This window comes from Proteiniphilum sp. UBA5463, from assembly GCF_002427225.1.
GTDB classification, from domain to species: domain Bacteria; phylum Bacteroidota; class Bacteroidia; order Bacteroidales; family Dysgonomonadaceae; genus Proteiniphilum; species Proteiniphilum propionicum.
The window spans coordinates 87,377-89,579 of the sequence record NZ_DIQL01000051.1; the positions used below are offsets into that span (position 1 = coordinate 87,377).

1 protein-coding gene is annotated in these 2,203 nt (G+C 34.4%); it reads left to right on the plus strand.

The window, feature by feature from the left end; all coding sequences use genetic code 11:
• Positions 1-321: 321 nt before the first annotated feature.
• A complete protein-coding gene (locus tag B3B27_RS08660) occupies positions 322-2,025 on the plus strand; it encodes an AraC family transcriptional regulator (RefSeq protein ID WP_286847281.1) in 1,704 nt (567 codons plus the stop codon).
• Positions 2,026-2,203: the final 178 nt, after the last annotated feature.

Genomic DNA, 2,203 nt, shown 5'->3' on the forward strand with positions numbered 1-2,203 from the left:
ATTGAACTCAGAACTAAATGGTCAATTATTTGTAGTTATATTTAAAATTTAATATATTTGACAAAATAAAGATAATTATTGCACTTATCATTAAAGTCTGGGAACAAGAACTAAAAGAGCAAGTAATTAAATATAAACCAATTAACCAATTATCGAGGCATGTCTGTTGACAAATACATAAAAACAACAGCAATTTCAATTTTATTGATTGAAGTTTTATTATTGTTTGTAACTTGTAGGCAAAAATCAGAAACCGGCTATCCTGCTCAATTAGAGAGAGCTATTGATCTTTTTTTTATTGAAAATGAATACGAAAGTGTATTGAAAATACTAGACAATCCTGAAACCGTATCACTACCTGAAAACATCCGTTATGTTAAAACTATCTTCAAGGCCGCATCTCTTTGTGAAACAGGTAATATCGACAGTGCAAAAGTTGTGTTACAAGAAGTCTGTCCAGAGCCATTACAACAGCGCGACCTCTACTATTACAACTGTATTCTGGGCTTAATTAAATTTCGATCCGGACATTACCAAAAAGCTTTCCAGGTAGCTGCAGGTGTTCTTGAAAGCAATACTTATGACCTCAGAGCTCAAGCTCTCACAGAGCGTATGATGGCAAGGATTATGACATACTATGAGCAATATGATCATGCAATTAGTATGTTTTATAGATCCGGTGAACATTATCGTGAATCAGGATTACACAAAAGTGCAGCCGTGAATCTAAAGTTTCTGGCAAGTCTTTACGCTCAATTAGGAGCTTTCACCGATGCGGTGGAAAAAATCAAAGAAGCTGAGATAACATTGAAAGAATATAACGATAGAGATGAACTTTTTTATCTCTACGTAATAGGTGTAAAAACATATTTGAGTTATAACAGTATAGATACAGCTAAATATTATGTAAAACAGGCTATGGAGACTGCAGATTTTACACAAGACAAGCAAATGCGGGCATCCATTTTCAATCATCTGGGAACCATTGAAAGTTTTCAGGGAAACTACACCGCTGCAATAGCATCCTTCGAGCGAGTGATTCAGATAGGTGATGATTACTTTGGTGCGAAAAGACGCCAGGCAGAAGCATATATTAACCTGGCTTCAGTTTACAATATTCTAAACAATCATAAAAAAGCGACCGACTGTGCTAAACATGCAATAGAAATCATTGACAACGATGTGCTCGACAACTTAAAATATGATGCCTACAAGGAACTTTTTAGTGCATTCATTACGACCGATCCATTAAAAGCAAGTAATTATCTGGATTCGGCACAAGTCAATCTGGAAAAATATAATCGTTTATCCACTACCGAAACAATAAATTTTATCGAAACGCAATTGGAACTGGAACGGGCAATCCGCAAGATAGACATACTCCAAAGCGATAAAAAAAGGAATCGTCTCTTGTTCTATGCCACGTTCACCTTATTATTATTGGTTAGTTTTGTTTTTATTCTGTTCTCCAATATGAGAAAACGATTGAGTCAAGCTTTGTTGTTGTTAGTGAGAAAAAATCTAACCCATGTGAATCAGATTCAAAAAATGAATGAAATCATCAACCAACAGCATCAAATAATCAATAAAGACAGCATTTCACAGCTATCAGCCGAACAGAAAGAGTCCTTGTTGTTCAGTGATTTCAAGACCTGGCTTGAGAAAGATAAAAAATATCTGCAACCTGAACTCGATTTAAACATGGCTGCAAGGGAGATAGGTACAAACCGTAGTTACCTCTCCAGAGCTATAAACTCCAGAGGATTAAAATTCACTGAGATTATCAATAAATACCGGATTTTGGAAACAATCAAGATTTTCAAAGATGAAAACGATCAAAGAAGTGAATATAATCTCGAAAAAATTGCATCTGAAGTAGGCTTTAATACCAAATCCGTATTTTTCGATTCATTCCGTAAAGAGACAGGAATGACACCTCATCAGTTTAGAGAATATATCCGTTATGTTAAATCTTCCGATGTTGATATTATCGCGTACCAAGAATCTGATTCACCTGAAATGTAAATATTTTCGTGAAAAATTCAGAGTACGCCATATCCACAATGCCAAAAAGGCACATTAAATCATATAATACCGAAATACATCCATTAACCTCTTTAAGCAGAAGTCCGTTTTCTTCAAGAAAAATAGGAAATAGTATTTTTTTTATTTTTGTGGTAAAAAAAAAGTGAAATTAAATAAT